This is a genomic window from Pannonibacter anstelovis, from assembly GCF_036881715.1.
GTDB classification, from domain to species: Bacteria; Pseudomonadota; Alphaproteobacteria; order Rhizobiales; family Stappiaceae; genus Pannonibacter; species Pannonibacter anstelovis.
On the sequence record NZ_JBAKBF010000005.1, the window covers coordinates 194,597 to 218,541 of the forward strand.

Here is a 23,945-nt window from a genome sequence, read left to right on the forward strand (position 1 = left end):
TATTTCATTCATTCATCGGTTATGTAAAATGACAAATTAGGCAAAGAACATAACCGGAGGGAATGGATGATCATTGATGGCCGGGTAAAGTACCGCCACATCCAGTGCTTTCTGGAGGTGGCCCGCAGACGGAGCCTCGTGAAGGCGGCGGATGCGCTGGCCATCACCCAGCCGGCCGTCTCCAAGACACTGAAGGAGCTGGAGGAAATCCTCGGCGTGCGCCTGTTCGAGCGCTCGCGCAAGGGCGTGGAACTGACCCAGTTCGGCGACGTGCTGCTGCATTACGCTGGGGCGAGCCTTGCGGCGCTGAAGCAGGGGCTCGACAGTGTGGCGCAGGCGCGCATGTCGGGGGATTCGTTCCTGAATGTCGGCGTCTTGCCAAGCGTGGCAGCGCGCATCTTTCCCGAGGCGGTGCAGCGCTTCGAGGCGGAGGCCATCGGCACGGTTCTGACGATGGAAACCGGGCCCAACCGCTTTCTGTTGGGCCGTCTCAGGGTGGGGGAGCTGGATCTTGTCGTCGGGCGGCTTTCAGATCCGGAACAGATGCAGGGTCTGTCCTTCACACATCTTTATTCCGAAAGCGTGTCGCTGGTGGTGCGCCGGGGGCATCCGCTGCTGGATGAGCTCTTGGCAGATCTGGCGCGGATTGCGGATTTCACAGTGCTTTACCCAACGCGGGAGGCGATCATCCGGCCGTATGTGGAGCGGCTGATGATTGCCAACGGCGTCAGCCATTTACCGAAGCGGGTGGAGACAATCTCTGACACGTTCGGGCGTATCTACACGCTGGACAGCGATGCTGTGTGGATCATCTCCAGCGGCGTGGTCGCGCGCGATATTGCCAATGGGGATCTTGTCGAGCTGCCCGTGAAGACGGCGGAAACGCTGGGGCCGGTGGGGCTGACCACCCGCGCCGACACGCCGCCAACACCGGCGCTCATCCTGATGCAGGCCTGCCTGCGCTTTGCCGCTGAGAAAGCACGCTGACCGATTGATACATGTCCGGCGGCGGCAATGGCGGCCTGATTCCAAGCATGCGTGCACGCCATGGGCCTGAATTGATGCTGCCGAAGGGATTTCTCCAAGAACCGCAAAAGGCGGCACTAAAGGTCCTGCATCCCGCATTCTGCGCAAAACTGTTTCTTATGCCTCGAAGCCGCGCCCGGTAGTCTCTCGTCTACGTTTCCGGTGCATCAGCCTGCCGCCGGAAAGAGGGAAAGGCAATCGCATGTCAGACCGGCTCAGCAATCTCCGGCGCCTTGAGGCGGAGAGCATTCACATCATCCGCGAGGTGGCGGCAGAGTTCCGCAATCCGGTGATGCTCTACTCCATCGGCAAGGACTCCTCCGTGATGCTCCATCTGGCGATGAAGGCCTTCTATCCTTCCAAGCCGCCTTTCCCCTTCCTGCATGTGGATACGGGCTGGAAGTTCCGCGAGATGATCACCTTCCGCGACGAGACCGTGAAGCGGCTCGGGCTGGAACTGATCGTCCACACCAATCCGGACGGGCTGGCGCAGAACATTAATCCCTTTGATCATGGCTCGCAGGTTCACACCCACATCATGAAGACCGAAGCGCTGAAGCAGGCGCTGACGAAATACGGCTTCGATGCGGCCTTTGGCGGCGCACGGCGCGATGAGGAAAAGTCCCGTGCCAAGGAGCGCGTTTTCTCCTTCCGCACGGCGGCCCATACCTGGGACCCGAAGAACCAGCGGCCGGAACTCTGGAACCTCTACAACGCCCGCGTGGCGAAGGGCGAATCCATCCGCGCCTTCCCCCTGTCCAACTGGACCGAGCTGGACATCTGGCAGTACATCCTGGCGGAAAACATCCCGATGGTGCCGCTCTATTACGCAGCGCGCCGCCCGGTGGTGGAGCGCGACGGCATGCTGATCATGGTCGATGACGACCGGATGAAGCTGCGTGCCGGGGAGACTGTGGAGGAAAAGTCAGTCCGCTTCCGCACGCTCGGCTGCTATCCGCTGACCGGTGCCATTGAATCGGAGGCTGATACGCTGCCTGCTGTTCTGCGCGAGATGCTGATTGCACGCACATCCGAACGCTCCGGCCGCCTGATCGACCACGACGACAGCGCCTCCATGGAAAAGAAAAAGCGCGAGGGGTATTTCTGATCATGGACTTCTCTGAACACCTCACGTCCGAAGAGGCCGTGCTCGATTATATCCGCTCGCAGGAAAACAAGGACCAGCTGCGTTTCCTCACCTGCGGCAGCGTGGATGACGGCAAGTCCACGCTGATTGGCCGTCTGCTCTACGACACCAAGCTGATCTTCGAGGACCAGCTGGCGGCACTGGAAAAGGACAGCCGCAAGCACGGCACCGTGGGCGAGGACATGGACCTGGCCCTGCTGGTGGACGGTCTTGAGGCCGAGCGCGAGCAGGGCATCACCATCGACGTGGCCTACCGCTTCTTTGCCACGGACAAGCGCAAGTTCATCGTCGCCGACACGCCGGGCCACGAGCAATACACCCGCAACATGGCGACTGGCGCTTCCACCGCCGATCTGGCTGTGCTGCTGGTCGATGCCCGACACGGGCTGATGACCCAGACCCGCCGCCACGCCTTCATTGCCTCGCTGTTGGGCATTCGCCACGCGGTGCTGGCGGTGAACAAGATCGACCTCGTGGATTTCTCGCAGGAGCGCTTCAACGAGATCCGGGAAGCGTTTGAAGAGCTGGCGCAGAGCTTCGGCTTCGAGACACTGCAGGCGATCCCCATCTCCGCCCGTTACGGCGACAATGTCACCAGCCGCAGCGCCCGCATGCCCTGGTATGATGGCCCCGTGCTTCTGGAGCATCTGGAAAGTGTGGATGTCAGCCTTGCCGGCACAGGTCAGCCTTTCCGCTTTCCCGTTCAGTGGGTGAACCGGCCGAACCTCGACTTCCGCGGCTATTCCGGCACTATCGCCAGCGGGCGTGTGGCCGTTGGAGATGGGCTTGTTGTCGCCGCTTCAGGCAAGACATCGACGGTCACGCGCATTCTTGGGGCCCATGGTGATGTGCAGAGCGCAGGCACCGGTGAAGCTGTCACCATTGTCCTCAAGGACGAGATCGATATTTCCCGGGGTGATGTGCTGGCGCCCGTCCAGTCCCGCCCGGACGTGGCAGACCAGCTTTCGGCTCATGTGATCTGGATGGCAGAGGAGGCCCTGCTGCCGGGCCGATCCTACCTGCTGAAGATTGGCGCGCGCACGCTCACCGCATCGGTGACGGATATCCGCCACAAGATCAACGTCAACACCTTCGAACAGACGGCAGCCAAGACGCTGGCGCTGAACGAGATCGGCCTTTGCAACATATCGCTGGCGGCTCCGGCTGCTTTCGAGGCCTATGGCGCGAACCGCACCATGGGTGCCTTCATCCTCATTGACCGCATGACCAATGCGACGGTGGGAGCAGGCATGGTGGCTCATGCGCTGCGCCGGGCGAGCAACATTCACTGGCAGGCGCTAGATGTGGACAAGTCCGCCCGCAGCGAAAGCCTGCGGCAGAAGCCGGTGGTGCTGTGGTTCACGGGCCTGTCAGGCTCGGGTAAGTCAACCATCGCCTCAATCGTGGAGAAGAAACTGCACCTCGAAGGCCGGCATACTTATGTCCTCGACGGCGACAATGTGCGCCACGGCCTCAACCGGGACCTGGGCTTCAGCGATGCAGACCGGGTGGAAAACATCCGCCGCGTTGCCGAGGTGGCGAAGCTCTTCACCGATGCAGGCCTGATCACGCTGGTGTCCTTCATCTCGCCCTTCAAGGCCGAACGCCAGATGGCGCGGGATCTGCTGCAGCCGGGTGAATTTGTCGAGATCTTCGTCGACACGCCGCTGGAGGACTGCAAGGCGCGTGATCCGAAGGGCCTTTACAGCAAGGCGGAAGCTGAGGAGATCCCGAATTTCACCGGCATCAGCAGCCCCTACGAGGCCCCGGAGAGCCCGGAGCTGCATCTCAAGACGGCAGGGCGTGAGCCGGAGGCACTGGCCGAAGAGGTGCTGCAGTATCTGCGCCGTGAAGGCCTCATCCCGGCGACCGGCTATTTCACTGGCGGCGACGGCATCTGAGCTCCGGATATTCCGGACAAGATCAAGGGCGCGGATCATCTCCGCGCCCTTGGTGTTTCAGCCTTGCCGGTATGCCCGTATCAGCTCTGGCCAGAGAGGCAGGACTTCAGCGAGTCAGCCATTTTGCGGGCAACCTCGAAATAGAGGTCCTTGCCATTGGCCACATCTGCGCCGAGGGGATCGAGAACGCCGGTGCGCACATCTGTGCCTTCGATCAGCACGTTGACGAGCTTGGGTTCGAACTGCGGCTCGGAAAAGATGCAGACAGCACCCAGATCCTTCATTTTGGTCTGGAGTGCAGCCACGCGCTCCGCACCCGGCTGCACTTCCGGGCTGAGGGTGACGGAGCCAGCTGCGCGCACGCCGAAGCGCTGTTCGAAATACTGATAGGCATCGTGGAAGACGACGAAGGGCTTGTCCTTGACCGGCTCCAGCTCTGCCGTCAGTGCGGTTTCAAGCGCAGTCAGCTTCTCTTTCAGGGCCTTGGCATTGGCAGCATAGGTGGCCGCGTTTGCCGGGTCGGCTTCGGCGAGGTGATGGGCAATGTCGTCCGCCATCGCCTTGGCGTTCTCCGGGTCGAGCCAGACGTGGGCATCGAATGTGCCGTGCTCATCTCCATGGCCGTGATCATGGCTTGGCGCTTCCTTGGCTTCGGTCGCGTGATCATGGCCCGTGTGATCATGGCCTGAGTGATCATGGGCGCCGTGATCATGGCCCTCGTGGCCGGCTTCGCCTTCCTCATCGGCGTGGTGGTGCGGCTCGAAGTTGGCATCCTCGCGCACCGGCAGCTTGGTGACGCCCGGCGCTTCGGAGAGTTCGACCGCTTCAGCCTTTTCGCCCAGCGTTTCGAGCGGCTTCTCCAGGAAAGGCTCCAGCTCCGGCCCGACCCAGAACACGACATCCGCATCGGCGATCAGCTTGGCCGTGGAGGGCTTCAGCGCGAAGGTATGCGGGGAGGCGGCGCCATCGACGACGACGGAGGGTTCACCCACGCCGTCCATGACGGCGGCAACAAGGCTCTGCACCGGCTTGATCGAGGCAACCACCTTGGGAGCGGCAAGTGCAGGGGAGAGGCTGAGCAGCATGAGGGCCGTGCCGGCCAATGCTGCGCGGGCGAGGCGGCTCTTCGAGCCGGTGCGGGAAGTCTGGGACATGGGAAGTCTCCTTCAGTCCTCGGGGGAAAGGCCCGGCGCAGAAGGTGCGTCAGGCGGATTTTGTGATGTTATGTTGTTACATCATTTGCGTGATCGTATAACGTATGAGATAAGTCCCGGCAACCCCGATCCTCACACTGGAAAGCAACCGGCTTGTCTCCCAGCGGCTCCCATCTCATCCAATTGTCCAATGCGGGCGTGCAGCGCGATGGCCGCTGGCTGGTGCGCGGCGTCGATCTGACCGTGGCCCCGCGTGAAATTGTCACGCTCATCGGTCCCAACGGGTCCGGCAAGTCCACAACTGCCAAGATGGCGCTTGGCATCATCGCGCCGACGGAGGGCACTTCGGTCCGCAAGGATGGGCTCAGGGTTGGCTATGTGCCGCAGAAGGTTGCCATCGACTGGACACTGCCGCTGACGGTCGGCCGCTTCATGCGCCTCACCTCGCCGTTGTCCGAAGCCGAGGCTGTTGAAGCCCTGTCCGCTACGGGCATCGCTCACCTGATCAAGGCGGAGATGCGCAACCTTTCGGGCGGCGAGATGCAGCGGGCGCTTCTGGCCCGCGCCTTTGCCCGCAAGCCGGATCTTCTCGTGCTGGATGAGCCTGTACAAGGAGTGGATTACAACGGCGAGATCCTCCTCTATGACCTGATCAAGGATCTGCGCGACCGGATCGGCTGCGGCATCCTGATGATCTCCCACGACTTGCATGTGGTGATGGCTGCGACGGATCAGGTCATCTGCCTCAACGGCCACGTCTGCTGCCGTGGCACCCCGGTCAATGTCGCCCGCTCCAGCGCCTACCGCGAGCTCTTCGGCATCCGGGCTGCCGGGGCGCTGGCTGTCTATGAGCACAGCCATGATCACGAGCATCTGCCCGATGGGCGTGTGCGCCACGCAGATGGCTCTGTCACCGACAGCTGCCATCCAGGCGATGGCCATCATGACCACGGGCACAATCATCACCACCACCATGGGGGCCATCATCACCATGGACATGGTCACGGCCATGAAGCGGGCGCTGAACCTTGCGCCAGCGTGAAGGAGGATGGGCGCCATGCTGGATGATTTCTTCACCCGCGCCATTCTGGCTGGCATCGGCGTTGCACTTGTGGCGGGGCCGCTTGGCTGTTTCATCGTCTGGCGGCGGCTGGCCTATTTCGGCGACACGCTGTCCCATGCCTCGCTGCTGGGGGTGGCGCTGGCGTTCCTGCTGAATGTCAACATCACGCTGGCAGTCTTCGTCATCTGCACGCTGGTGTCTGTGCTGCTGCTGACCCTGCAGCGGCGTGGCGGGCTGTCATCCGATGCGCTCCTGGGGCTTCTCGCCCATTCATCGCTGGCGCTGGGCCTCGTGTGCCTGGCCTTCATGACCTGGATCCGCATGGATCTGATGGGCTTCCTCTTCGGCGATATCCTGTCCGTGTCGCGGCTGGACATTGGCATCATCTATGGCGGCGGCGCGGTGGTGCTTGCTGTTCTGGCGATGATCTGGCGGCCGCTGTTCGCCGGCACGGTCAACGCGGATCTGGCCGAAGCCGAGGGCATGCAGCCGCAGCGGGCGAATCTGATTTTCATGGTTCTGATGGCGACTGTGATTGCCATTGCCATGAAGATTGTCGGCGTGCTGCTGATCACGGCGCTCTTGATCATTCCTGCCGCCACCGCCCGCAGGCTTTCTGCCGGGCCGGAGCAGATGGCGGTGATCGCCGCGCTGGTGGGGGCCTGCGCCGTTGTCATGGGGCTTTTTGCCTCACTGGACTTTGACACGCCCTCTGGACCGTCCATCGTGGTGGCGGCGATGCTGCTTTTCGGTGTAAGCCTGTTCCCGGTCCGGTCCATGCTGGGCCGCAAGCGCAACACGGGCAGTGCGGGCTGACCGGCGGCGGAGAGAAGGAAACGACGATGAGTGAACACCACGACCATCATCATCATCACCACGACCGCTCCGGCCTGACGCGCAATCAGAACCTCGTGTTCGGCGCGCTGGAAGAGGCGCAGGGACCGCTGACGGCCTATACCATCCTCGACAAGCTGCGGGTGGAGGGCTTCCGGGCGCCGCTGCAGGTCTACCGGGCGCTGGAAAAGCTCGTTGAAATGGGCATGGTTCACCGCCTGGAAAGCCTCAATGCGTTTGTCGCCTGCCGCCATCCTTCCTGCGAGGATCACGCCAGCACAGCCTTTGCCATCTGCGAAACCTGCGGATCGGTCAGCGAATTTGCCGACGAAGAAGTCTCCCGGCGTCTCGGTGGCTGGGCCAAGGGCGAAGGCTTCGCCCTGCGCAAGACGGTCATCGAACTGCGCGGCCTGTGCAGCACCTGCCGGGAGGCTGCCGCCACGCAGTGACGGTTGCTTATTCGCGGAAAAGCTCAGGCACGTCTGGCCAGTCTGCACCGGGGTGATGCGCAGCGATGGCTAGAAATTCCTCAAGAAACGCCTGACATCCCTCGTCGTGAACGAGGTGATGGGTGAGAATCCCCAGCGGTTCCCTGTCCGTGTTGCGGCGGCGTAAAAACTGCAGGTCGAGCCGGTTCCTCGCACTCTTCCAGCCGATGAAGCGCCGGTCCTTCTTCCACTTGATGATGTCCACATGGGCCTGCACCACGTGCGGGCCGTGATAGTGCCATGTGAAGGTCGAGAGACCAGTCAGTCCGGCTTCGGGCAGGCGGCGGATGATGCCGGGAGCGATCCGGTTCCAGGGCGGCACCATGGCAGGCACAAAGCGCGGCCCGAACAGCTGGCCAAGCCTCTCGTATCCGGCTTTCAGCTCTGTCAACGCTTCTGCCTCGGCCCTGCGCGTGCCGAATTCGGATGCCTTTTCGCCCAGATCCTTGAGCTGGTGGTTGAGATGCTGCCAGCCATGCTGCAGCACCACCGCATGGGGATCCTCCGCCAGCCGCTGGGCAAGCGCCTGCGTCGCCGTCCGGGGTATCACGGCCAGGGCCACCTGCACCTTGTGAGCGCGGGCGAGGGTTAGGATAGCTTCCAGCGCCGGCGTCGGCTCGATGGCATCATCATCGCGCCACCAGAACCGCACCTTCCGGTCCCGCTCCGCAAACCAGTCGAGATGTGCCCTGAGGCTGTCCCGGAACGCGGCGAGCTCAATCGTCATGTGCGGAACTCTTCCAGATCCTTGAGGAGAATGGCGGCGCTCGCCTCCGCGCCGCCAAGGCGAACGGAGGTGGCATTGGCGGGCAGGGACAAGGCCTCATCCACCGCCCGGGCAAGTGTGGCGGCAGAAAGGTCCTTCTCGGCCAGCATGACAGCCCGGCGGTGCCCTGCCAGCGCCTCGGCACGCTGGGTCTGCTCGGTTTCCTTCACCTGTGCAAACGGCACAAGCACGCTGGGCACGCCCGCCCGCAGGATATCCAGCACCGTGTTGTAGCCAGCCTGACTGACAGATAGCCTTGCGCGGGCGAGAAGGTTCGGGAAATCCCGGCGTGCCCGCTCCACGATCATGCCTTGCGGTGCGCGTGCCACATAAGAGGCGAAAGCCTCCGCCTCTACGTCATGGCCCACCAGAAGCCGCCAGCGCGCATCACCTGCGCGTGCCGACAGGGCGCGGGCACCAAGGGCCGCTTCAATGAGAGCAGCAGAAACAGCGCCGCCACCGCAGGAGAGGATCACCTCGTCCCGGCCATCTTCGCCGGGCGCCTCTGGCCGCCCGTCCGTGCTGACATAGCCGGTGTAGCGCACCAGATGGGCTATGCGGTCCGCGAAGGGGAAGCTGTCTCCCAGCTCCACGAAGTCCGGATCGGAATGGACCAGCACCCGGTCATAGGAGGCCAGCGCCTGATCCGCCATCCACTCTTCTTTCCAGAGCTGCTGCTTGCGCACCAGAATGTCGCGGATGGAACTGGCGGTCAGGGGCCGCCGTGGCAATGCGCGAGCATGAGCCAAGAGCGGTGCCAGCTCGAACTCGAACTGGCGGCGGCCGAAGGGGTAGGTTTCGGTGAGGAGGATATCGACAGGCCGGGACTTGAAGGCAGTCATCGTGGCCTCTGCCCGGTTGGCCATCCATGCCTCGTCAATGTCAACGCCCTCCGGCGTCACCAGCCGGTTGAACACTGCATCGGGGCTGCGCACCGGCGGCAGTTCGATGACGGTGAGGCCGGAGACATCCAGCGTCGGCGGCAGAATGTTGCCGGTCGCCAGCGTCACGTCCACGCCGCGTGCTGCCAGCGCCTGCCCGATGGCGGCCGCCCGTACCGCATGACCGGTGCCGAGGAGGTGCTGAACATGGATGAAGGCGTGCAGGGGGCGTGTGGATGTGCTGGTCATCAAAGTCTCGTCCTCACACCCAGATAGTGCTTTTGCGCTGCATGGAGAAGGGCATCGAGACGGGATGCGCCCGCGCCGAGATCATGCCGGGCGAGAATACGGGCGCGGGCAGCCTCTCCCATGGCAGTGCGGAGGCGCCGGTCCAGGATCAGACGGCGCAGGCTGGCGGCGAGGGCGCCTGCATCGCCTTCGGATGACAGAAGCCCGGTCAGGCCATCCTCGACAATATCCGGCACCCCAAAGGTGGCGCCGCCCGCAACGGCCAGCCCGCTTGCCTGCGCTTCCAGAAAGACAAAGCCGAACGCTTCGCGGATGGCTGGCCAGACGAATACATCGTGGCAGAGATACTGCTGCGGCAGCGCTTCCGGCGGCAGGGCTCCTGCAAAGCGGCAGCGGTCGGCGGGAAACAGCGGCGTCAGACTTTCGCGGGAAGATCCATCACCAACGAGGGTCAGCTCCCAGTCGAGGTCCATCACTTGCGCCAGCGCCTCGGCCAGCACCCGGTAGGAGGCCTCCTTGTCACCGGGGCGCATCATTCCCACCGCCAGCAGCCGCACCGGGCCTTCTCCGGGCCGGGACGGGCGCGGTTTCAGAAACGGCGTTGCGTCGAGAAACGGCGGGAAGAGATGCAGCACATCCGGCGGCAGCACCGGCTCAAGGCAGCCCGCATCGGCCCGGTGGATCGCACCCACCGCATCAGCGCGCTGAAGCGCCGCATCGGCGGCGGCAAACCCATATGCCCAGGGGCCGGTCTGACGCTTGGGCGCACGGCTGGCTTCCAGCACCACATAGGGGATCGCGAAATGGTCCGCCACCGCAGGCCCGATCCAGTCCGGGGCCTTGTGGTAGAGGTGATAGGTCACCCACACATCCGGGCGCCAGCCATCCGCTTCCCAACCGCCGGTGATCCGCTCGGCCTCCACCTGTGCCGCCGCATGAGCCTGCGGCAGGTCTTCCGGTGCGGCGCGCCATGTCTTCAGTCTGCTGGCCACGCGGGTGTCATGGCCGCCCGCTTCCAGCGCCCGCAGGATGAGCTGCGCAAAGGTCCGGTCGCCGGAGGGCACCGGATCATCGGCAGGCTTCATAGGCGCATAGAAGGCGGTGCGCATTCCGGTCAGACCAGTGCCCTGAACTTCACCGCCAGCCGGTCCAGTCCTGGCGCGGTGGCAAATTCGGCCCGCACCTTGCGCGAGGCGGCAAGGCCCAGTTCATCACGCAGGGCGGGTGCCGTGATCAGCCGGGCCATCGCCTCTGCCAGCGCCGCAGGATCTGCCGGGGGCACCAGAATGCCCGTTGCGCCGTTGTCGATCAGCTCCGGAATGGCGGAAACGGCGGTGGACAGGCAGCACAGGCCCATCGACTGGGCCTCCATCAGCACGTTGGGCAGGCCGTCCCGGTCACCGCTTTTCGTTACCTTGGAAGGAAGGACAAACAGGTCGGCGTCAAGGGAGGCAGCAATCACCTCCTCACGCGGGCGGGCGCCCATCCAGGTGATACGGGGGGAAAGGCCGAGCTTGTCCGCCTGCGCCTTGAGGCTCTCGGACAATTCGCCGCCGCCGATATGGGTGAAATGCCAGTTGAGCCCTTGCGGCAGGCGGGCGAGGGCGGCCAGAAGATCGTCATAGCCCTTCTTCGCCACGGCCCGGCCAACGGACAGAAGCCGCACCGGCTCGCCGCTGCCGTCACGGGTGGAGGGGCGGCCAGAGGGTTCGGGAAAACCGGTGAAGTCCAGCCCGTGATAGACCAGCTCCACCTTGGCAGGATCGGCCGAGAGGCTGCGCAGATAGTCAACATTGACCGAGGTGCAGGTCACGCCCCATGCGGCATCATCAAGCTTTGTGCGCAGCTCCCATTCGGGGCTTGTCCAGATGTCCTTGGCGTGGGCCGAGAAAGACCAGCCGCGCCCGGACAGATGCGCCGCATAACGCGCCACCGAACAGGGCGTGTGCAGATAGTGGGTGTGGATCCACGTCACGTCTTCCGGCAACTCATGGGCAAAGACGCAGGCCTGACCCCAGCGCCGGTGCCGGCCTGCATTGCTCTCATGCTTCAGATCAGCTTCGAACAGGGCGCGGGCTGCGGCATAAGTGGGCTGCTGCTCCGCCCAGCGGCGGGCGCGGGCAACGCGCTTCGGATCGTCTTTCAGATATTCCGGCAGATACAGCACTTCGGCACTGATCTGCCGGTGCAGCTCGTGAATGAAGGGGTCGTAGGGCTTTCGCAGCGCCACAATCAGTTGGCCGATGCCCCGGCGCTCCAGCCCGAGGATTTCCTGTGCGATGAAGGTTTCCGACAGGCGCGGATAGCCTTTCACGACAACAGCAATGCGGGACATGGGAGAAGCCTCTGGTCTTGATCTGAAAGGGCGCGCTCAGACGGCGGAGCGGCGCTGCTGCTGGAAGCGGGGGCGGGCGGACAGGATTTCCTCCACGCGTGTCTCTATCACCTCGATGCCGCTAAGAAGGTTGTCCACTCCCGCCATGGAGGGCCGGGCGCGGCCGGGCAGAGCCGCCAGGGCGTCCAGCATGGGCTCAACTTGCGGATAGCGCTCGATCGGCAGCACCGTCAGCAGTCCCTTTTCCTCGGCCTGAGCGGCGCGGATCGCCTGCTCCCGGCGCGGGATGATGCGCGGCACCAGCAGGGTCGGCTTGTCGAAGGACAGGATCTCGCAGAACGTGTTGTAGCCGCCCATGCCGACGATTGCCGTTGCTGCCTGAAGGTAGGGCTCGATCTGCGGGGTGAAGCGCATGATATGCACGTCGCGCAGATGCTCCGCCCGTGCCATGAAATCCGACACTGCCGCCGCCGGCATGAAGGGGCCAAGCACGATCAGAGCTGGAAACAGCGGCCGTCCGTGCGATTCATATGCCCGCATCACCCAGTCCACCATCTCCACTCCGTCACCACCGCCGCCGGGCGTGACCAGAATGAAGGGTTCCTCGCCAAAGGGGAGGGGCTCCGTCAGCTTGGCGCCCTTGGGCATTTCGCGGCGCAGAAAGCCGGTGTAGAGCATCTTGTCGAAGACGGATTGCGGCAGGTCTATCCCTGCCAGCGGATCGCACATGCCCTCCGGGCCATAGACCCACAACTCGTCATAAAGATCCTCCAGTGCGGGATGCACGTTCTTGCGCTCCCATTCCTGCTGCAGGATATGCGGGTCATCCATCACGTCGCGCAGACCCAGAACCAGCCGGGTACCGGTTTCTTTCAGCATTTCCAGCGTGCCCAGCACCTCACCGCGCAGGCCGAGAGGCTCCTTGTCGACGATGAAGATGTCGGGGGCAAAGACCTGTGCCGTGTGCTCGATGATGGAGGAGCGGATCTCCAGCGTGTGGTCGATGTTGAGATGCAGCGACAGGGACGTGTATTCCCCGTTGCGCAGCTTGATGACGCCGGGAATGCGTACAAAATCCACCCGCGAACGGAATTCGAAGCTGCCGATAATCGGCGAGCCGGAAAGAATCAGGACCGACAGCGTATCAAACTTGCCGACCAGTGACTGCGCAATGGCACGGCACCGGCGCAGATGGCCAAGACCAAAGGAGTCATGGCTGTAGATCAGGATTCGTGGCGATTCGGACTTCATGTGCCCCCGCGTGGTGCCCCGTCGTGTGTCTCTGTCGCGGCTCTCCCGAGCGTAAACCGCTCCGGCCTGAAGCCGATCCCTTTCCGTCCTGCGCCTTTGCTCTCTTGAATTCCGGCAGTTTTGGGGCGGATCAGAAAAACTTTCTGCCTCTATGGCATATCCGGCGTTGCGAGTTAACTGGCAACGTCATACCAGTACAAGGATGGCCGCAGTTTCGCCAGACTGGACTTCACTATGGAAAAAAGCCTTTTTCGCTTCATCTGGAAGTTCAGTGCGCGGCAACAGCTCTTCATCCTCTTTCTGACGGTACTGTCTTATCCGGTCAGCTACATCCTGCTGGAACTGCCAAAACAGATCGTCAACGATGCTGTGCAGGGTGATGGTTTTCCGAGGGAAATTCAGGGATTTGAGTTTGATCAGATCTCCTACCTTTTCCTGCTCTGCATCACGTTTCTTGCCCTCGTCGTTGTCAGCAACGGGCTGAAGCTCTGGATCAATGTTTACAAGGGGCGGCTGGGCGAACGCATGCTGCGCCGCCTGCGCTTCGAGCTTTTTCAACGTGTGCTGAGATTCCGCCTGCCGCACTTCCGGAAGGTGAGCTCAGGTGAAATCATTCCCATGATCACCGCCGAGGTGGAAGATGTGGGCGGGTTTGTCGGCGACGCCATTGCGCTGCCAGCCTACCAGGGCGGCCTTCTGGTGGTGCAGGTGGGCTTCATCTTCATGCAGGACCCGCTGCTGGGCCTTGCTGCCGTCAGCTCCTATCCGCTGCAGGCCTATATCATTCCGAAGCTTCAGAAAAAGGTCGTGCTTCTGTCGCGGCAGCGCGTGAAGAACGTTCGCGTCATTTCCGACAAGCTCGGGGAAGCCATTACGGGCGTTCATGAAATTCACGCCAATGATACTTCGGCACTTCATTCGGCCGATATTGCCGACCGGCTCTACGAAAATTTCAAGATCCGATACGAGATCTACAACCGGAAGTACTTCATCAAGTTCGTGAATAATTTCATGAACCAGCTGACGCCATTCTTCTTCTATCTGATCGGCGGTTATCTGGTCATTCAGGGTAATCTCAGCATCGGTGCCCTGCTGGCGGTGATTGCCGCCTACAAGGATCTGGCCGGACCCTGGAAGGAACTGCTGGCCTATTATCAGCTGGTCGCCGATGTGCAGGTGAAATACCAGACCGTTGTGGAAAACTTCGACACCGCTGACATCTATCCGGTCGAGAGGCTGGTGGGAGATGAGCGCACCACCCTTGCAGGTGCACTCGAGATGCACAATGTCACCTTCTCTGGCGGCGCGGCAGGGCAGGAGGTTCTTGGCGTTTCCCTGGACGTGCCGGAAGGCACCCATTGCGCCATTGTTGGCGGTGATGGCTCAGGCCGCTCGGAGGTGCTGCAATTGGCGGCAGGACTGGTTAGTCCGGCCTCAGGACGGGTGGAGATTGGCGGCCATGACCTGGAGCGCCTGGGTGAAGCAACCCTCGGCCGGGAAATCGCCTATGTGGGCGGCGCGGTGCACATCTGGACCGGCACCATCCGTGACAATCTGTATTACGGGCTGAAGCACCGGCCACAGAACGAGGTGCAGCGCTCGGGCAAGGACCTCGACAGCTTCTTGCGGGCGATGCGTGAGGCACGCGAAACCCGCAATCCGCTGCATGATATTCACGCCACCTGGGAAGATCTGCGGGCTGCGGGCGTTGCATCCCGGGAAGATCTTGACGTGCTGGCGCTGGCGTTGCTGTCTGCGGCCGGCATGGAGGGCGACATCTACCGTCTTGGCCTCCAGTCCCGCTTTGATCCGGCACGCGATCCGGGCTTTGCCGAGCGTATTCTGGCTGTCCGTAGCCGGATCGCCGAACGTATTCACGAAGATGGCCGTATTGCCGCCCTGGTGGACCTGTGGGACGCCAATTCCTTCAACCAGAACGCTTCCCTTGCCGAGAACCTGTTCTTTGCGGTGCCGTCTGATCCCAATGTGATGATGGATCAGATGCCCTCCATGCCGGAGGTGAAGCAGTTTCTGTCCGAGACCGGATTGGAGACAAAGCTCGAGCTGCTGGGCCTGCGCATTGCCGAGACGATGGTCGAGCTTTTTGCCAATGTCAGTGGCGATTCAGGCCTGCTCAGCACCTATTCCTTCATCACGCAGGATGATCTGCCCGAGTTCGACAGGATCGTGCGGGCTTTCCGGTCTGAAGCGCTGAAGAATACGATCACGCCAGCCGACCGGGCACGTCTCGTGACGCTGGCCTTCCGCCTCGTTCCCGCCCGCCACCGCCTGGGTGTTCTGGACGAGGACATGCGCACGAAGGTGGTCGAGGCCCGGCGCGACTTCCGGCACAAGGTGGTGGACGGCAGCCGGAATTTCATCGCGGTTGACCCGGCCGTCTATCTGCCACCGCTCAGTATTGAGGACAACCTGCTCTTCGGCCGTGCCCGTCTGGACCGGCGCGACGCGCGCCAGCGGATCGACGCGCTGGTGCGGCAGGTTGTGGAGGAGGAGGGCCTGCGCGAGCCGATCATCTTCACCGGCTTTGACTATCATGTGGGCGTCAGCGGCTCGCGCCTGTCCGCCGGCCAGCGCCGCAAGCTTGCGCTTGTCAGGGGCCTGCTGAAAAATGCGCCTGTCACTATTCTCGACGATGTTGCCGCAGGTCCTGGCGAAGATGACAAACAGTTGCGCCGCATATTGCGGGAGATCCTTGCGGGCCGTACGGTGCTGTTTGGAACGGCGCATGCTGACATAGCCTCGGAATTCGATCAGGCCGTGATCATGGATCAGGGCCGGACCGTCCGGCAGGACAACAGGGAAGAACAAGCCTGAAACAAGCTCTGGCTGCAAGTAATGGTGTAATGGAGGTTGGCCGTGTCTCTCGATCTGGAAGTCGACGCCCTGCGCAAGGTGCCCCTGTTCCGGGGCATCGATGAAACCAAATTGCGGCTTCTGGCATTTATCAGTGACCGGATCGGCTTTCAGCCGGGAGAGCATCTGTGCGAGCAGGGAGAGGAGGGCGATACGGCCTTCATCATTCTGAAGGGAGAAGCGGATGTGCGGGTGCACAGTAACGGCCAGGACCAGACCGTTGCCATCGCCCGCCAGCATTCCATCGTCGGCGAGATTGCCATTCTCTGCGATGTGCCGCGAACCGCAACGCTGGTCGCCAGAACCGACATGGACGTGCTGTCTGTCAGCAAGGACGATTTCCTGAAACTTTTGAAAGAATTTCCTGATATGTCATTGGAAGTGATGAGAACTCTGGCCCAGCGTCTTGAGCGCACGACCCGCGACCTGGCTGCTGCCAGGTCTGGTGAAGCGGCAGCATAGGGAGAGGCCGCGTGGCGGAAGATTTCTGGCTCCGGTGCTGGGGCGTGCGTGGTTCCACACCCACTCCTGGGGCTGGCACCTTGAAGTATGGCGGTGAGACGACCTGTTTTGAACTGAGGGCGGGGGATGCTCTCGTTCTGGTCGACTGCGGCTCGGGTGCGCGCAAGCTTGGTGCCGAACTGTGCATGCAGGGCAGCCGGTCCTTTGACCTGCTCTTCACTCACACCCATCTCGATCACATCTGCGGTCTGCCCTTCTTCAAGCCTGCCTATGATCCGGCTTTCACCATCAATGCCTGGGCTGGCCACTTTCAGGATGAAACGGACTTGACCGACATCATTTGCCGGATCATGTCCCCCCCGATCTTCCCCGTGGCCGCCAACACGCTGAAGGCCGTGACCTTCCGAAGCTTCCGCGCCGGTGAAAATCTGCCGCGCAATGATGGCCTGTCGATCCGCACCATCCGCCTCAATCATCCGGGCGGCGCCTGTGGTTACCGCTTCGATTTCCAGGGCAAGTCGATCTGCATCATCACCGACCACGAGCATGGCGATCCCGGGATCGACGCCAATGTGGAACGCTTTGTCGCTGGTACGGACGTGATGATCTACGACGCCATGTTCACGGACGAGGAATATCCCACCTATCGCGGCTGGGGCCATTCCACATGGCAGAAGGCGGTGGAGCTGTCGCAGAAGGCCGGGGTGAAGACGCCCGTCCTCTTCCACCACGATCCCCGCCGTGTGGACGGCGATATGGACACGATTGCCGCTGCTGCAAGTGCCGCCTATCCGGGCTGTCTGACCGCCATGGAAGGCATGATTCTGCGGCCTTGAGGGGCGCATGCCGGCAGATGAATGGCGGGGCATGGCCGATGCATCATGTCACTTCAAGGCGCTGACAAGCTGGTGCATCGTGTCTTGAATTTGCCCGGCCGCCGCACCGGCTCGCATCAGACCCTCGGCGCGGGCGTTTATGTGTGCCATCCCCTCTTTCGCCGAAGGCTGCCTGGCTTGACCGCCTCCGACTTTCGGCGCAGAGTCCCCTGCATGTGACGCGTTCGTCAATGAGTGCATAAAAGCCAATATAAATCATTGGCTTGGTCAAGAGTGTGAACAGGAGGAACTCATGCAACTCTCATCCGCCATTGCGGCCGTTGTTACCGGTGGTGCATCAGGCCTTGGGGCCGCCACGGCCCGGCTTTTGGCTGCCAGCGGCGTGAAAGTGGCTCTGTTCGACCGCAATGCGGAGCAGGGGGAAGCGGTTGCCAGTGAGATTGGCGGACTGTTCATCAGCGTGGATGTGACGAATGAGGAGAGCGTCAAGGCCGGCTTTGCCACCGCGCGTGCCGCGCACGGCGTGGAGCGCATTCTCGTCAATTGTGCCGGTATTGCCCCTGCCGCCAAGACCACCTCGCGTGGCGAGCCGCATTCGCTGGAGCTGTTCGAGAAGGTGATTGCGGTCAATCTCTCGGGCACTTTCCGCTGCATCGCCCACGCGGCCACCGCCATGTCGGCACAGGACCCGCTGACCGCAGACGGCGAACGCGGCGTCATCGTTTCCACCGCCTCTGTCGCAGCCTTTGATGGACAGGTGGGGCAGGTGGCCTATGCGGCGTCCAAGGCGGGAATCGCAGGTATGACCCTGCCGATCGCCCGTGACCTGTCGAAGTCGGGCATCCGTGTCATGACCATCGCCCCCGGCATCTTTGAAACGCCGATGCTTCTTGGCTTGCCGGAAGACGTGCAGAAGTCACTGGGCGAGCAGGTGCCATTCCCCTCGCGCCTCGGCAAGGCCGCCGAATATGCCCAGCTGGTGAAGGCCATCTGCGAAAATGAAATGCTCAACGGCGAGACGATCCGTCTCGATGGCGCCATTCGCATGGCCCCGCGATAAGGCCGGTTTCTGCACAGTCCGGCCGGGCGGCTTTCGAGCCGCCGCAAAGCTTGAGAACTTTGCCGGAGAACGGCGGGCGAGGTGGTTGATGCCCGCATGTCGTTGATCCCCTTGGGGCAGTATAGCAGGCGCCTCTCCATGCAAATGGATGGCGCCTGTTCTTTTTTGTGCAGTTCTAAAGAATAGATCTGTGCAGCGCTTTTGTTGTTTTCCACAGGGGTTTCTCGTTTTTTCAGAAAATAAGCTCTCATCTCATTCAAAGGGGAACTTTGTGATTTAGATGCCAGTTTTGGACTTTGGATCTTCCTAAAACTCCCAGGATATCTCCTGCTAGTTGCAAGAAAGAGGTCTCATGGCACCCCGACTGCTTGATTTACCCGTGCGCCCCCTCTCCCTCAAAGGGGACGTTATCTCCATGCCCAAGGCGGTTTTTTGGGCAGTGCCCATCATGCTGGCTCTCAGCATCTTCCTTCTTGTCAGGGAGGGACCGGATCTCTGGCGGGACATCCGCATCAGCTTCAATCCGGTGGAAGTGGAGGGGGACGTGCGCAACGGCCAGTGCACCACCCGGCGCGGCGTTTTCACCGACTGTGAGGCTGAGGTTGCCTATGCCTTTGAAGGGCAGACCTATCAGAGCGAAGTGCGGATCATGTTCCTCGACATTCACATGGGGGATTATGAGACGGGCATCGTCATCTCCCGTGACAATCCTGAGCTTGCGACGCTGACGCTCGGTCTCGACAAGCTGTGGAATCGCGTCCTGACGCTCGGCAGCTTCTGCCTGCTGATGTTCGGCCTCTGCTTCTACACCATGTTCCAGTACATCCGCGCCCTTGGTGTGCAGAAGCGCTTGCGCAATCCTGCAGTCCTGAAGGAAATTCCTGTCCAGGTAACCGGCTTTGAAAGCAAGAAGGACGGCCTCTACATCACCTATACGGACAGCCTTGCCGAGGACAAGACAGGCCGCGTTACCCATACGAAGCTGGAAAATGGCCAGTTGCCGATGATCGTCGGCCAGCAAAAGGGCCATGCGGTGGCTCTTGCCGTGCGCCATGGCAATTCGGCGCTGCCGGTGCTTCTGGACGATCAGTTGACCCGTATCGAGATGACGGAGGAAGAACGGCAGACTGCGCTGCATCCGCTGGCAGGTCTTGATGTGCCGGCCAGCGAAGGCACTGCAGCGGAGGCGATGTCCGGCCCTCCGGCTCCGTCGGCCGGTCAGGTGGTGATGCGCGGTGTGAAGGCCTTTCTGGGCATCATCCTGCTCATGATCGTCGGTGCCGCCGGTTTCTGGGTCTGGTACGTGACCAGTTCGCCCACCGCCTTCCAGCAGCCGGGCATGGAGATCAACAACATGATGCCCGCTCCGCTCAACCGCTGGGGCTGTGATCAGCTGAAGGCCCGTTTCGGCAACGACCGCGCGCCCTACGGCTGCACAGCTGCCGATCATCAGAGCTGGAAGTAAGCACTTCCTGGCGAGTGAAAGAGAAAGGCCCGGAGCCATACGGTTCCGGGCCTTTCTCGTTGTTCTTTCCCTCAGAGACTCTGCAGCAAGGCCGGTGTCGGCCAGCCGTCGGCGGGGATGCCGAGGCGCTGCTGTTCTGTCTGGACGGCGCGGCGGGTGCCGGAGCCGAGGATGCCGTCGATCTTGCCCACATCATGGCCGCGGGCCTGCAGCTTGGTTTGAAGCGCGCGCATGCCTGCATCATCAAGACCCGGCTCGGGCGAGGTCTTGGCCAGTACCGGCGCACCGGCAAGGCGCGTGGCAAAATAGGCGGCGCTGGTCGTGTAGATGAAGGACTGGTTCCATTTCAGGTAAATGCCGAAATTCGGAAAGGCGAGAAAGGCCGGTCCCTTGCGCCCCTGCGGCAGAATGAGAGATGCGGGCAAGGCACCGGCAGGCAGCGTGCCACCGCGGGCCCTTATGCCAAGGCCTGCCCATTCGGAGACGGGCTTGGTCTTGTCGAGACTGCTTTCTTCCCACGGGAGATTGGCCGGAGTTTCCACTTCGATGAGCCAGGGCTGGCCGCGCTGCCAGCCGAGCGACTGGATGAAATGTGCGGCCGTCAGAATGGCATCCGGTGCGGAGGTCTTGAGATTGACGTGGTTGTCGCCGTCACCATCGACGCCATAGCGGATGATATCCTCCGGCAGCATCTGTACCTGCCCGATTTCGCCTGCCCATGCGCCAGTGGTGGTTGCCGGGTCAAGGTCGCCATGCGCCACCATATGCAGGGCGGCAATCAGCTGCGGGCGGAACAGATGCGGGCGGCGGCAGTCATGGGCCATGGTGGCGAGGGCGTTGAAGGTGTTGAAGTCGCCCTGCACGGCGCCGAAATCGGTCTCAAGCCCCCAGAAGGCCGTGATGACAGCAGCTGGAACGCCATACTCCGCTTCGGCGCGGGCAAAGACCTGCGCATATTTTTTCATGTTGTTGGCGCCGTGCTGCAGGCGCGCAGAGCTGACAGAACGGGCAGAGAATTCGATGAAGGTCTGCTTGAAGACAGCCTGCCCACGGTCACGCGAGAGGACTTTCTTGTCGATCCGGGCGTTTGCCAATGCCCGTTCGGCGATGCCCTGGGGGACGCCGCTAGCCACCGCTTCCTGCTCCACGCCTGCGAGAAAGGCTTTGAAGTCTCCACCGCATTGCGTCTGCGCGGCGAGGGCGGGCGTGGCGGCAAGGCCTGTCATAAGGGCGAGCGCAGCCGTACGGATGAGACTGCTGCGGGAAAGGGCTTTCATCGGGCGACTCCGTCTCTCCAAGGTTGCGAGAGGGTGGCCCGTCAGGGGGAAGCCGTCAACCGCCTGCAAAAGGAAGGCGGCAGGATTGCTCCTGCCGCCAGTCCGTCAGAAATTGCTTTCGCTCAGGCGAGCGACAGCTTGACGTCGATGTTGTTGCGGGTGGCGTTGGAATAGGGGCAGACCTGATGGGCTTCCTCGATCAGCTTCTGAGCCTGTTCCTGCGGCAGGCCCGGCAGGGAAACGGCGAGGGACACTTCAAGGCCGAAGCCACCTTCCGAACGCGGGCCGATGCCCACCGTTGCCGTGACCGTGGTGTCAGCCGGAACCTTCACGCCCGTCTGGCCGCCCACGAACTTCATGGCGCCAAGGAAACAGGCGGAGTAGCCGGCGGCAAACAGCTTTTCCGGGTTGGCTGCATCACCGCCTGCGCCGCCCAGTTCCTTCGGGGTGGAAAGGTTGACCTTGAAGGTGCCGTCGAGAGTCTCGGCGGAGCCGTCACGGCCACCGGTGGCGCGGGCTGCGGTGGTGTACAGAACGTTCACGGGCATTTCGGTCTCCTTTTGTATCGTGTGCGATTTAATCGCAAAAGATAGATATGATGGTTGAGGTCATCTGTCAAGCATTGCGATTTAATCGTGCGCGAATTAAATTCTTCTCCTGAAGGAGTAACCCATGACCCCATCCACCTGTTCCCCCGAAGGTGCCGCCTCTGGCCCGCTGACGCTTGGGGATCTGCTGTGCTTCTCCGTCTACTCGGTCAGCCATGCCTTTAACCGTGCCTACAAGCCGCTGTTGGAAGGACTGGGTCTCACCTATCCGCAGTTTCTGGTGATGATGGTGCTTTGGGAAGAGGACGACCAGACGGTCGGCGGTCTTGGCCAGCGGCTGGGGCTTGAATCCAACACCCTGACGCCGCTGGTGAAGCGGCTTGAGACCATGGAGCTCGTTGCCCGCCGCCGCGACCCTGCCGATGAGCGGCAGGTGCGGGTGAAACTGACGGACAAGGGTGCCGATATGCGCAAGGCCGGGCAGGCGATCCCGGAATGCCTTGGCGGGGCAGCCGGGCTGGATCTTGCGGAAATCCGCGACCTGAAGCGCAGGCTTGGCGAGCTTCAGCAGGCGCTGGAAAAAGCCACGGCCAGCCTCACGGGCTGAGTTCTGGGTCTAACGGCAATTGCCGCCGGATCTTGCGCTAAAGGACGAGGGCTGTGTGCCGGGCGCAAATTTGCGGTAGCTGGCGCTGGAGCCGCAGGGCCCGCCCGAGGACTGAAACTCTTCCAGGGGCACGGACGGCGCAGGCGGCTGCTGGGGGAGAGCCTGTTGCGGCGGGGATGGCATCTGCACCCCCTGTGCCGGAGCAACGTAAGAGGGAGCGCCGTAAGAGGGCAGGCCATAGGCAGGCACGCCGTAAGCCGGTGAGCTGTATCTTTGTGTCAGGCAGGTGCGGTAGGCGCTGTCGTAGAGCGCCTGCCAGATGCGCGGGTTCTGCGCCATGGTGCCGAGTACGCCAAGGGCCGCGCCAGCATGGGCGCCGCGCTCTGCGCCTGAGGGGCCAGCCCACGCACCGCCCGCTACAGTGCCATTCATGGCGCCTTCCAGAATGCTGCTCATCATGTCGCGCCCGCCGCCCGCATGGGCATTGGCAAACTCCCGCGCCGAGGCATCACACGCCATGTCCAGTCCTTGAGCGGCCGCAGGCAGCACATGTCCCGCCGTCAGAGCGGCGGCGAGACAGAAGACAGGGAACAGGGCACGGGCAACTGGCATGCAGGAACTCCTTGGCTTTAGCCTAGCACATTCCAGACCCAGGCGCCCACTATGGCCGGATTTTTACACGGCAGCCTGAGGAGACATCGCTCCCGTCACATCCTTCAGGGCCTCAACTGTGCGGGTGAAGGAGGCCTTGCGGGCAGCGGGGTCGTGGATGTTGCCGTTGAACATGATCTCGTCCGGCTGGTAGCGCTCGATCAGGCTGGCAAGCTGGCTGCGGATGGTTTCCGGCCCGCCGGTGACGCTGCAGGAGAGCGCCATCTCCACCATGGCCAGCATCTGCGGATCGAGCACCGTATGGATGTTCCCGACAGGCCGGGGCAGGGGGCCGGGCCGGCCGCTGCGCAGGTTGGCAAAGGCCTGCTGCATGGACGTGCGCAGATAGGCGCCTTCCGCGTCATCCTCCCCGGCAAAGGCATTCACCGCCAGCATGAAATGCGGGCGCTCAAGATGGCGGGACGGCTGGAAGCGGCTGCGGTAGATGGTGACCGCCTGATCCAGCGCCTGCGGGGCGAAATGCGAGGCAAAGGCATAGGGCAGGCCGAAATGGGCGGCGAGCTGCGCACCATAAAGGCTTGAGCCAAGGATCCAGACCGGAACTTCAGTGCCCTCTCCGGGTATGGCCCGTACATTGGCGCCGGGCTGGGCAGGAGAGAGATAGCCGATCAGCTCTTCAACATCGGCGGGAAAATCGTCCGAAGCCTGCAGCGTGCGGCGCAGGGCGCGGGCGGTGCCCATGTCGGTGCCGGGTGCCCGGCCAAGGCCGAGGTCGATGCGGCCGGGGAAGAAGGTTGCCAGCGTGCCGAACTGCTCGGCCACGACAAGAGGGGCGTGGTTCGGCAGCATGATGCCGCCGGACCCGACCCGGATGCGCTTCGTCGCATTGGCCACCTGACCGATGACGATGGCCGTCGCCGCGCTGGCGATGCCGGGCATGTTGTGATGCTCGGCCAGCCAGTAGCGGGTGAAGCCGAGGTCTTCCGCATGGCGCGCAAGGTCCAAAGTGCTGGCCAGTGCATCGCGCGCCGACGAGCCTTCGGGAATGGGGGAAAGATCCAGCATGCTGTAGGGCAGCATATGCGCCTCCGTGCTGTTTGCAGTGCAAA

22 protein-coding genes are annotated in these 23,945 nt (G+C 62.5%); 12 read left to right on the forward strand and 10 right to left on the reverse strand.

Annotation, left to right across the window (positions count from 1 at the left end; genetic code table 11):
• Positions 1 to 69 precede the first annotated feature (69 nt).
• The 3 genes from pcaQ (at position 70) to cysN (ending at position 4,074) form a co-directional block, all read left to right on the forward strand.
• Complete coding sequence (gene pcaQ / locus V6L75_RS10235; protein WP_334251512.1) at positions 70 to 987, forward strand: pca operon transcription factor PcaQ; 918 nt, start codon at positions 70 to 72, stop codon at positions 985 to 987.
• 241 nt (positions 988 to 1,228) lie between these two features.
• Positions 1,229 to 2,134 carry a sulfate adenylyltransferase subunit CysD gene (gene cysD, locus V6L75_RS10240; protein ID WP_334251413.1) on the forward strand — a complete coding sequence of 302 codons (906 nt, stop codon included), beginning with the start codon at positions 1,229 to 1,231 and terminating at the stop codon, positions 2,132 to 2,134.
• A gap of 2 nt (positions 2,135 to 2,136) precedes the next feature.
• Positions 2,137 to 4,074, forward strand: a complete 1,938-nt coding sequence (cysN, locus tag V6L75_RS10245) for a sulfate adenylyltransferase subunit CysN (RefSeq protein WP_334251414.1) — start codon at positions 2,137 to 2,139, stop codon at positions 4,072 to 4,074.
• A gap of 80 nt (positions 4,075 to 4,154) precedes the next feature.
• On the opposite strand, the gene znuA is transcribed toward cysN, so the two are convergent.
• On the reverse strand, positions 4,155 to 5,228 hold the full coding sequence (gene znuA, locus V6L75_RS10250; protein WP_334251415.1) for a zinc ABC transporter substrate-binding protein ZnuA: 1,074 nt from the start codon (positions 5,226 to 5,228) through the stop codon (positions 4,155 to 4,157).
• A 153-nt stretch (positions 5,229 to 5,381) separates the two neighbouring features.
• Between znuA and V6L75_RS10255 the strand changes: the two genes are divergently transcribed.
• From V6L75_RS10255 to V6L75_RS10265, 3 genes are read left to right on the forward strand one after another with little or no spacing between them, the layout of a single operon-like run.
• A complete protein-coding gene (locus V6L75_RS10255; RefSeq protein ID WP_334251416.1) occupies positions 5,382 to 6,296 on the forward strand; it encodes a metal ABC transporter ATP-binding protein in 915 nt (304 codons plus the stop codon).
• Positions 6,286 to 7,107: a metal ABC transporter permease gene (locus tag V6L75_RS10260; RefSeq protein ID WP_334251417.1), complete on the forward strand. Its 822-nt coding sequence runs from the start codon at positions 6,286 to 6,288 to the stop codon at positions 7,105 to 7,107. The genes V6L75_RS10255 and V6L75_RS10260 overlap by 11 nt, the downstream gene beginning before the upstream one ends.
• Before the next feature lie 26 nt (positions 7,108 to 7,133).
• Positions 7,134 to 7,574, forward strand: a complete 441-nt coding sequence (locus tag V6L75_RS10265; RefSeq protein WP_334251418.1) for a Fur family transcriptional regulator — start codon at positions 7,134 to 7,136, stop codon at positions 7,572 to 7,574.
• Positions 7,575 to 7,581: 7 nt separating this feature from the next.
• Here V6L75_RS10265 and V6L75_RS10270 read toward each other — a convergent pair whose 3' ends face one another.
• From V6L75_RS10270 to V6L75_RS10290, 5 genes are read right to left on the reverse strand one after another with little or no spacing between them, the layout of a single operon-like run.
• Positions 7,582 to 8,340 carry a polysaccharide deacetylase family protein gene (locus tag V6L75_RS10270; RefSeq protein WP_334251420.1) on the reverse strand — a complete coding sequence of 253 codons (759 nt, stop codon included), beginning with the start codon at positions 8,338 to 8,340 and terminating at the stop codon, positions 7,582 to 7,584.
• Positions 8,337 to 9,509 carry a glycosyltransferase family protein gene (locus tag V6L75_RS10275; RefSeq protein ID WP_334251421.1) on the reverse strand — a complete coding sequence of 391 codons (1,173 nt, stop codon included), beginning with the start codon at positions 9,507 to 9,509 and terminating at the stop codon, positions 8,337 to 8,339. Before V6L75_RS10275 ends, V6L75_RS10270 begins: the two co-directional genes overlap by 4 nt.
• A complete protein-coding gene (locus V6L75_RS10280; protein ID WP_334251422.1) occupies positions 9,509 to 10,618 on the reverse strand; it encodes a glycosyltransferase family 4 protein in 1,110 nt (369 codons plus the stop codon). Before V6L75_RS10280 ends, V6L75_RS10275 begins: the two co-directional genes overlap by 1 nt.
• Before the next feature lie 5 nt (positions 10,619 to 10,623).
• On the reverse strand, positions 10,624 to 11,844 hold the full coding sequence (locus V6L75_RS10285; RefSeq protein ID WP_334251423.1) for a glycosyltransferase family 4 protein: 1,221 nt from the start codon (positions 11,842 to 11,844) through the stop codon (positions 10,624 to 10,626).
• Positions 11,845 to 11,880: 36 nt separating this feature from the next.
• Positions 11,881 to 13,095 carry a glycosyltransferase family protein gene (locus V6L75_RS10290; RefSeq protein ID WP_334251424.1) on the reverse strand — a complete coding sequence of 405 codons (1,215 nt, stop codon included), beginning with the start codon at positions 13,093 to 13,095 and terminating at the stop codon, positions 11,881 to 11,883.
• A 234-nt stretch (positions 13,096 to 13,329) separates the two neighbouring features.
• On the opposite strand from V6L75_RS10290, the gene V6L75_RS10295 reads away from it, so the two are divergent.
• The 5 genes from V6L75_RS10295 (at position 13,330) to V6L75_RS10315 (ending at position 19,792) form a co-directional block, all read left to right on the forward strand.
• Positions 13,330 to 15,930, forward strand: coding sequence for an ABC transporter transmembrane domain-containing protein (locus V6L75_RS10295; protein ID WP_334251425.1), 2,601 nt, complete (start codon positions 13,330 to 13,332; stop codon positions 15,928 to 15,930).
• Between the two features lie 42 nt (positions 15,931 to 15,972).
• Positions 15,973 to 16,431 (forward strand): cyclic nucleotide-binding domain-containing protein, encoded by a 459-nt coding sequence (locus V6L75_RS10300; protein ID WP_334251426.1) that lies wholly within the window; start codon positions 15,973 to 15,975, stop codon positions 16,429 to 16,431.
• Positions 16,432 to 16,442: 11 nt separating this feature from the next.
• Positions 16,443 to 17,267: an MBL fold metallo-hydrolase gene (locus V6L75_RS10305; protein WP_334251427.1), complete on the forward strand. Its 825-nt coding sequence runs from the start codon at positions 16,443 to 16,445 to the stop codon at positions 17,265 to 17,267.
• 292 nt (positions 17,268 to 17,559) lie between these two features.
• On the forward strand, positions 17,560 to 18,327 hold the full coding sequence (locus tag V6L75_RS10310) for an SDR family NAD(P)-dependent oxidoreductase (protein ID WP_334251428.1): 768 nt from the start codon (positions 17,560 to 17,562) through the stop codon (positions 18,325 to 18,327).
• Between the two features lie 415 nt (positions 18,328 to 18,742).
• Entirely contained in the window at positions 18,743 to 19,792 is a 1,050-nt protein-coding gene (locus tag V6L75_RS10315) for a hypothetical protein (RefSeq protein WP_334251429.1), read from the forward strand.
• A 71-nt stretch (positions 19,793 to 19,863) separates the two neighbouring features.
• Here the strand turns inward: V6L75_RS10315 and V6L75_RS10320 are convergent, their stop codons facing one another.
• Both V6L75_RS10320 and V6L75_RS10325 read right to left on the reverse strand, forming a co-directional pair.
• Positions 19,864 to 21,069 carry a lytic murein transglycosylase gene (locus V6L75_RS10320; protein WP_425498744.1) on the reverse strand — a complete coding sequence of 402 codons (1,206 nt, stop codon included), beginning with the start codon at positions 21,067 to 21,069 and terminating at the stop codon, positions 19,864 to 19,866.
• Positions 21,070 to 21,191: 122 nt separating this feature from the next.
• Positions 21,192 to 21,617, reverse strand: coding sequence for an organic hydroperoxide resistance protein (locus tag V6L75_RS10325; protein WP_334251430.1), 426 nt, complete (start codon positions 21,615 to 21,617; stop codon positions 21,192 to 21,194).
• A gap of 124 nt (positions 21,618 to 21,741) precedes the next feature.
• Between V6L75_RS10325 and V6L75_RS10330 the strand changes: the two genes are divergently transcribed.
• Positions 21,742 to 22,224 carry a MarR family winged helix-turn-helix transcriptional regulator gene (locus V6L75_RS10330; RefSeq protein ID WP_334251431.1) on the forward strand — a complete coding sequence of 161 codons (483 nt, stop codon included), beginning with the start codon at positions 21,742 to 21,744 and terminating at the stop codon, positions 22,222 to 22,224.
• A gap of 9 nt (positions 22,225 to 22,233) precedes the next feature.
• Here V6L75_RS10330 and V6L75_RS10335 read toward each other — a convergent pair whose 3' ends face one another.
• Positions 22,234 to 22,836 (reverse strand): hypothetical protein, encoded by a 603-nt coding sequence (locus V6L75_RS10335; RefSeq protein ID WP_334251432.1) that lies wholly within the window; start codon positions 22,834 to 22,836, stop codon positions 22,234 to 22,236.
• A gap of 63 nt (positions 22,837 to 22,899) precedes the next feature.
• On the reverse strand, positions 22,900 to 23,916 hold the full coding sequence (locus V6L75_RS10340; protein WP_334251433.1) for an LLM class flavin-dependent oxidoreductase: 1,017 nt from the start codon (positions 23,914 to 23,916) through the stop codon (positions 22,900 to 22,902).
• Between the last annotated feature and the right edge of the window lie 29 nt (positions 23,917 to 23,945).

Bases quoted from the DNA above. Each gene is read 5' to 3' on its own strand.
- cysD (WP_334251413.1), top strand. From the start codon at position 1,229: ATGTCAGACCGGCTCAGCAATCTCCGGCGCCTTGAGGCGGAGAGCATT.
- cysN (WP_334251414.1), top strand. From the start codon at position 2,137: ATGGACTTCTCTGAACACCTCACGTCCGAAGAGGCCGTGCTCGATTAT.
- znuA (WP_334251415.1), bottom strand. From the start codon at position 5,228: ATGTCCCAGACTTCCCGCACCGGCTCGAAGAGCCGCCTCGCCCGCGCA.
- V6L75_RS10260 (WP_334251417.1), top strand. From the start codon at position 6,286: ATGCTGGATGATTTCTTCACCCGCGCCATTCTGGCTGGCATCGGCGTT.
- V6L75_RS10265 (WP_334251418.1), top strand. From the start codon at position 7,134: ATGAGTGAACACCACGACCATCATCATCATCACCACGACCGCTCCGGC.
- V6L75_RS10270 (WP_334251420.1), bottom strand. From the start codon at position 8,340: ATGACGATTGAGCTCGCCGCGTTCCGGGACAGCCTCAGGGCACATCTC.
- V6L75_RS10275 (WP_334251421.1), bottom strand. From the start codon at position 9,509: ATGACCAGCACATCCACACGCCCCCTGCACGCCTTCATCCATGTTCAG.
- V6L75_RS10280 (WP_334251422.1), bottom strand. From the start codon at position 10,618: ATGCGCACCGCCTTCTATGCGCCTATGAAGCCTGCCGATGATCCGGTG.
- V6L75_RS10285 (WP_334251423.1), bottom strand. From the start codon at position 11,844: ATGTCCCGCATTGCTGTTGTCGTGAAAGGCTATCCGCGCCTGTCGGAA.
- V6L75_RS10290 (WP_334251424.1), bottom strand. From the start codon at position 13,095: ATGAAGTCCGAATCGCCACGAATCCTGATCTACAGCCATGACTCCTTT.
- V6L75_RS10295 (WP_334251425.1), top strand. From the start codon at position 13,330: ATGGAAAAAAGCCTTTTTCGCTTCATCTGGAAGTTCAGTGCGCGGCAA.
- V6L75_RS10310 (WP_334251428.1), top strand. From the start codon at position 17,560: ATGCAACTCTCATCCGCCATTGCGGCCGTTGTTACCGGTGGTGCATCA.
- V6L75_RS10315 (WP_334251429.1), top strand. From the start codon at position 18,743: ATGCCCAAGGCGGTTTTTTGGGCAGTGCCCATCATGCTGGCTCTCAGC.
- V6L75_RS10320 (WP_425498744.1), bottom strand. From the start codon at position 21,069: ATGAAAGCCCTTTCCCGCAGCAGTCTCATCCGTACGGCTGCGCTCGCC.
- V6L75_RS10325 (WP_334251430.1), bottom strand. From the start codon at position 21,617: ATGCCCGTGAACGTTCTGTACACCACCGCAGCCCGCGCCACCGGTGGC.
- V6L75_RS10330 (WP_334251431.1), top strand. From the start codon at position 21,742: ATGACCCCATCCACCTGTTCCCCCGAAGGTGCCGCCTCTGGCCCGCTG.
- V6L75_RS10335 (WP_334251432.1), bottom strand. From the start codon at position 22,836: ATGCCAGTTGCCCGTGCCCTGTTCCCTGTCTTCTGTCTCGCCGCCGCT.
- V6L75_RS10340 (WP_334251433.1), bottom strand. From the start codon at position 23,916: ATGCTGCCCTACAGCATGCTGGATCTTTCCCCCATTCCCGAAGGCTCG.